The organism is Aeromicrobium sp. (genome assembly GCF_025965075.1).
In the GTDB taxonomy this organism is placed as follows: domain Bacteria; phylum Actinomycetota; class Actinomycetes; order Propionibacteriales; family Nocardioidaceae; genus Aeromicrobium.
Genome location: NZ_JAOPXQ010000275.1, coordinates 1 through 6,118 on the forward strand (window position 1 = coordinate 1; position 6,118 = coordinate 6,118).

Consider the following 6,118-nt stretch of genomic DNA (forward strand, 5'->3'; position numbering starts at 1 on the left):
GCCCCGCACGTCACGCCTCCCGAGGCCCTCGGGTCTCAGGAGGCGTGACGCAGCGCGGCGTCGAAGAAGCCGAGGATCCGTCGTTCGTACGCCCGGGGGGTGCGCGTCGATCCCGGCCGCGTGGCCGCGTCGGGGATCCCCCACAGCCGCTTCGGCTCGTCCACAGCATCGTGATAGGTCGGGTTGAGGTCCTGCTCGTGGGCCAGGACCCGCATGGCCGCGGACTGCACGGCGTACACGCTGCGGTCCACGACCGTCCCGGTCTCGAGCAGCATCTCCCCGCCCACCGACAGGGGTAGAGCACCAGCTGGGCGACGACCAGGGCGACCACGACGAGCAGCAGCCGGCGGACGTACCGGACGATCCACGCCACCGAACGCGACCAGTCCGAGCACGCCGAGCGGGACGAGGCCGCTCAGCGCGTGCGCGAGGTCCTCGATCACGACAGCGCGTGCTCGGAGCTCCGAGTGGAGTCCTCCTCGGTGGCGGGTTCGCCCTCGTCCTCGCCGCTCTCGAGGTCGATCTTGGGCAGCAGGCGGTCGAGCCATGCCGGGAGCCACCAGGCCCGCGCGCCGAGCAACGAGAGGGCGGCCGGCACGAGGATCATCCGGACCAGGGTCACATCGAGCAGGACCGCGGTGGAGAGCCCGACACCGAACATCTTGGTCGTGACGTCCGGGTTGAGGATGAACGCCCCGAAGACCGCGATCATGATCAGACCGGCGCTCGTGATGACCCGGCCGGTCGTGCGCATGCCCTCGATGACAGCGCGGTGGGCGTCACCGTGCAGCAGGAACTGCTCGCGGATCCGGCTCACCAGGAAGACCTCGTAGTCCATCGACAGGCCGAACAGGATCGCGAACATCAGCATGGGGGCCAGCGGCATGATCGGCACCGTCTCGTCGATCCCGAACAGGTCGGCGAACCAGCCCCACTGGAAGACCGCGACCACGACGCCGTACGCCGCGCCGACGCTCAGCACGTTGAGGATCGCGGCCTTCAACGGCACCCAGACCGACCGGAAGACGATCATGAGCACGATGAACGACAGGCCGATGACCGTGGCGAGGAACCACGGCATGCGGTCCTGGAGCCGGCTCGAGACGTCGTCGGTCAGCGGGGTGTTGCCGGTCACCAGCGCGTTCACGCCGGTCTGCTCCTCCACGGCGGGCAGCACGGTCGCACGGAACCGGTTCAGCAGGCCGGACGTGTCCTCGTCCTGAGGTGAGGTCGTCGGGACGACCTCGATCGTGGCGACGTCGCCGCCCTCGTTGACCGTCGGTGCGCCCACGGACGCCACCCCGGTCACGTCCTCGAGACCCGAGGCCACGGACTGCGAGAGCTGGCCGAGGTTCGCCACGTCCTCCCCCTCGAGGACGACCGTGAACGGACCGTTCGTCCCCTCCCCGTAGCCGTCGGCGACCAGGTCGTACGCCTGACGGGTCGTCGTGCTCTCGCCGTCGTTGCCCGCGTCCGGGAAGCCGAGCCGCATCGAGAACACCGGGATCGCGAGCACCGCCAGGACCAGAGCGGTGGAGATCCCGAAGACCAGTGGGTGGCGCGTCACGTGGGCGGCCCAACGGGCCGATTTCGACGCGGGGTTGTCGACGGGACGCTTGCGGACGAACGGCACCCGCAGCCGGTCGATGTTGTGCCCGACCGCGCCGAGGAGGGCCGGGAGCAGCGTGACGGCCGCGAGCATCGTGGTCAGGACCATGACGGCAGTCGCCCAGCCCATCATGCTCAGCATCGGGATGCCCGAGACCTGGAGCCCCACGATGGCCAGGATCACGGTCGTGCCGGCGAAGAGGACCGCGAGCCCCGCGGTCGCGTTGGCCCGCCCCACGGCGTCCGGGACCGACATGCCGGTCGCGAGGTTCTGCCGGTGCCGGGTCAGCACGAACAACGAGTAGTCGATGCCGACGCCGAGTCCCATCATGATCGCGACGATGCTGGCGATCTCAGGCATCGAGAACGGCGCGGACAGGATCGTGATGACGCTGGTGCCGATGAGTAGCGCGGTCAGCGCCACCACGATCGGCATGGCCACGGCCACCAGGGTCCCGAACGCGATGGTCAGGATCACGATCGACACGGCGATGCCGTACGCCTCGCTGCTCGGCTCGCTGGCCGCCTCCTCGTAGCCGAGCCCCTGGTCGTACTCCACCTGGATCCCGGCATCACGCACCTGCTTGACGTCCGCTTGCGCCTGGTCGTAGTCCGCGGCGCCCAGCTGGTCCTTGTCGTAGGCGATCGTGACGATCGCCGTAGTGCCGTCCTTGCTGATCGTCCGGGAGGCAGGATCGTACGGGTCGCTGACCCCGAGGACGTCGCCGTTGTGGGCGAGGTCGTTGACCAGGTTGCCGATCGTCCGGGTGGCCGCCGCTGACGTGAGGCCGTCGTCGTCGTGAAGGATCACGTTGGCCGAGTACAGGGTCTCCTGCGGGAAGCGGTCCTCGATGAGGTCCGCGGCACGCTGGGACTCCGATCCGGGCAGGCGGAAGGTCTCGTCCGCCTCGCCCCCGATGGTCTGGGCCAGCACGAGCGCCGTCAGCGCGATGACGACCCAGGATGCGATGAGGCGCCACGGATGGCGCCCCGCGAGATGACCGATGCGAAAGAGCAGATGTGCCATGGCCGTTCCTCTCCTGATCTCCGGAGCGTGCGCCCCCTAGCGGACCCGCACATCGATGAATACCCTGAAGAGATCCCCTGAAGTCGACGACTCGGCCCCCTCGGGAGGCCGTCGGATTGGTGCGTGAACCATGCCGAGGACTCTGGGTCCGCTCGTCGGGCGGACCCAGGAGACACGGATCCTGCGCGAGGCCGTGTCCCGGGTGTGCACGGGTCGACCGGGGGCGGTCGAGGTCGTCGGCGATCCGGGGATCGGCAAGACCCGCTTGCTGGCCGAGCTCGCCGAGCACGCCGCCGGGCGGGGCGCGCTCGTGCTGTCGGGCACAGCGTCCGAGCTCGAGCGCGACCTGCCGTTCGCGGCGTTCGTCGACGCGCTCGACGAGTACGTGCACGCGCTGGACCCCACGATGCTGACCACCCTCGGCTCGCGCGTGAGGGCCGAGCTGGCTGTCGTCTTCCCATCCATGGAGCAGTGGGCGGGCGCGGCCGAGATCGGGCTCCAGCACGAGCGCTACCGGACCCACCGCGCGGTCCGTGACCTGCTCGAGATGATCGCGGCCCGACAACCGGTGGTACTGGTCCTGGACGACGTGCACTGGGCCGACTGGGCCTCGGCCGAGCTCCTGCTGGCGTTGCTGCGCCGACCGCCCGCGGCGGGCGTCCTGCTGGCCGTGGGGCGGCGGGACCGGCAGACCGGTCGGCGCCTCTCGGCCGCCCTCGACCGCGCGCACCGGTCGGGCTCGTTGCGACGGCTCGAACCGTCGGCGCTGACCCGCGCCGAGGCCCGGCTCCTCCTCGGGACGCAGATCGCGCCGGACGTCGCGGACCTGGTCTACCGGGAGTGCGGCGGCAACCCGCTCTACCTGACCGAGTTCGCGCGCTCGGACCTGTCGACGCTCGCCGCCAGCGCGGCGGCGAGACCTGACGTGCTGATGGCCGGGATCGAGGTGCCCGCCGGCGTCGCGGCAGCGATCCACGAGGAGCTCGCCGTCCTGCCGGAGACGACTCGTTGCCTGCTCGACGGTGCGGCCGTGGCTGGGGACCCATTCGACCTGCCGCTGGCCACCGCGGCGGCCGGTCTCGGGGCGAGCACGACCGCCGCACGCCTGGACGAGCTGGTCGGCCTCGGCATGGTGCGGCCCGAGCGGACGCCGACCCGCTTCCGCTTCCGGCATCCGATCGTCCGGCGCGCGGTGTACGACCTGACCGGCGCCGCGTGGCGGATCGGCGCCCACCAGCGGTGTGCGCGGGCGGTCAACGGCTCCGGCGGCTCCGTCACGAGCCTGGCCGGGCATGTCGAGCGGTCCGCGACGACCGGCGACCACGACGCGATCGAGGTGCTGCGCCGGGCCGGCGACCAGGCCAGCCTGCGGGCTCCGGCCTCCGCTGCGCGATGGTACGGAGCGGCGGCCGACCTGCTGCCGGCCGACGCGCCACCGGAGGGGCGGGTCGCGCTCCTGCTCCCTCGCGCGGCGGCCCTCGCCGCGGTCGGTGAGTACGACGCGAGCTATCAGTGCCTGGCCGCGTGCCTCGTCCTCGGAGCACCCGGAGACGACGGGCTCCGCATCCAGCTCACCGCCTCGTGTGCGTCGCTCGAGCAGCTGCTGGGCCGGCACGACCAGGCCCGGCAACGCCTTCTGGCGGCGATCGACGCCCTCCCCGAGGGTGACTCCCCCGCTTCGGTGGCCCTGCGGGTGGAGCTGGCGATGGCCTCGTACTTCGACCTCCGCTACGACAGCATGGCCGCCCGGGCCCGCGAGGCACTGGCCGCCGCCGGTCGCCTGTCCAACACTCCGCTGCGGGCCGTCGCCGGGTCCGCGCTGGCCCTCGCCGAGTCGCTGTCCGCGGACAACCGGGCCGCCGAGGACTGTCGGGCGACGGCGTCCGTGGTCGACGGCACCGACGACGACGTCCTGCTCGCCCGGCTCGACGCGATGGGCTACCTGTCGTTCGCCGAGCTGAACCTCGAACGCTTCGACGACGCCCTCCGCCACGCCGACCGGGTCGTCCGGCTGTGCCGCTCGACGGGCCAGGGCCAGCTGCTGCCGCTCGTGATCCCCGTCCAGGCGGCGGTGCACCTCGTGCACGGCGATCTGGTCCGGGCCCGGCACGTGATCGACGACGCCGTGGACGCGGCCCGCCTCCTGGCGTACGACCGCGCGACCGTCTGGACCCTGGCGAACCGCTCGGCGGTCCGGCTGGCCGCCGGGGACGTCGCCGGCGCACTGGCGGACGCCCAGGAGAGCGCCGAACGGGTGCGTCCTCTCGACGAGGGCCTGGTGCGGGGCTGGACCAGCGTGCGTCTGGGCGGCGCGCTGCTGGCAACGGGCCTGCCGGGCCAGGCCGTGGAGGCGCTCGAGGATCTCGGCGGTGGCCGGGACCTCGCCGACGTGCAGGGCGGGGAACGTGTCGTCGCCCTCGAGCTGCTCACCCGGTGCCACCTCGCCGCGGAGGACCCGCAGTCCGCGAGGCTGGCGGCCCGGCGTGCCGCCGACCGGGCGGCACAGTTCGGCCTCCCCCTGCTGCGGTGCACCGCCGCCCGGGCCGAGGCGGCCGTCCACCTCGCTGACGGTCGACCCGGACCCGCGTCGGAGGCGGCACTGTGGGCGGCCGACACGACCGCGGCCGCCGGTGCCCCCATCGAGGCCGCCGTCTCCCGCACCCTCGCCGGCCGGGCGCTCGCCGCTGCTGGTCACCGCGACCACGCCGTCCGCGAGCTCACCACCGCGGCGGAGGCGCTGCACCGGCATGGTGCCGTCGCCCTGCGCGACGCCGCCGAGCGTGAGCTGCGGCGCTCCGGGCGAGCGGTCCACCGCCGGTCCCGCGCCGGCGCCCTCGGGCGGTCCGGGATCAACTCCCTCACCGGCCGGGAGCACCAGATCGCCGAGCTCGTCAGCCTGGGCCACACCAACGCCACGATCGCCGCCGAGCTCTACCTCAGCGCCAAGACCGTCGAGAGCCACCTGCGCAACATCTTCCGCAAGCTCGACGTGTCCTCGCGTGCCCAGGTCGCCCGCGAGGTGGCCCTCCGCTGACCGTTCGCCTTGCGTCATCAGGATCGAGGACCGGGGGCCTCATCCCGCACTGACGTCCCGCGGTTGTCCACAGATGTGTCTGGCGGGGCTGACAGAAATGCTCGGGTCTGGGTAGTTTCGGGTCATGCGATTCGGGGGAATTGTCTTCGTGGCCCTGTTGGTGCTCGGCGCCTGCTCGTCCGATCCGGTGCCCAAGGAGCCCGCCGCGACCTCGTCGGCGCCCGCCACCCCCACGGCCACGCCCCCGGCCATGCCGGAGCAGGCCAAGCAGGACTCCCCTGAAGGGGCAGCGGCGTTCGTCAAGCACTACGTCGACGTCTTCAACTACGCCGCCAGCACCGGCGACGTCGACGAGCTCTCCCGCCTCTCCGCCGCGACGTGCGAAGGCTGCCAGAGCTACATCACCCTGTACCGCAAGACCTATGACGCCGGCGGCTACTTCAAGGGCG

Annotated in this window: 4 protein-coding genes; 2 read left to right on the forward strand and 2 right to left on the reverse strand. The window is 72.2% G+C overall.

Annotation, left to right across the window (positions count from 1 at the left end):
* Positions 1-35: 35 nt before the first annotated feature.
* Both JWQ91_RS15985 and JWQ91_RS15990 read right to left on the reverse strand, forming a co-directional pair.
* Complete coding sequence (locus JWQ91_RS15985) at positions 36-443, reverse strand: hypothetical protein (protein WP_297786431.1); 408 nt, start codon at positions 441-443, stop codon at positions 36-38.
* Positions 440-2,635 carry an MMPL family transporter gene (locus JWQ91_RS15990; RefSeq protein WP_297786433.1) on the reverse strand — a complete coding sequence of 732 codons (2,196 nt, stop codon included), beginning with the start codon at positions 2,633-2,635 and terminating at the stop codon, positions 440-442. The genes JWQ91_RS15985 and JWQ91_RS15990 overlap by 4 nt, the downstream gene beginning before the upstream one ends.
* Positions 2,636-2,765: 130 nt before the next feature.
* Here JWQ91_RS15990 and JWQ91_RS15995 point away from each other — a divergent pair, with 130 nt between their 5' ends.
* Positions 2,766-5,669 carry a LuxR family transcriptional regulator gene (locus tag JWQ91_RS15995; protein WP_297786436.1) on the forward strand — a complete coding sequence of 968 codons (2,904 nt, stop codon included), beginning with the start codon at positions 2,766-2,768 and terminating at the stop codon, positions 5,667-5,669.
* A gap of 124 nt (positions 5,670-5,793) precedes the next feature.
* On the forward strand, positions 5,794-6,118 hold a 325-nt coding region (locus JWQ91_RS16000), incomplete at its 3' end, for a DUF6318 family protein (RefSeq protein ID WP_297786439.1).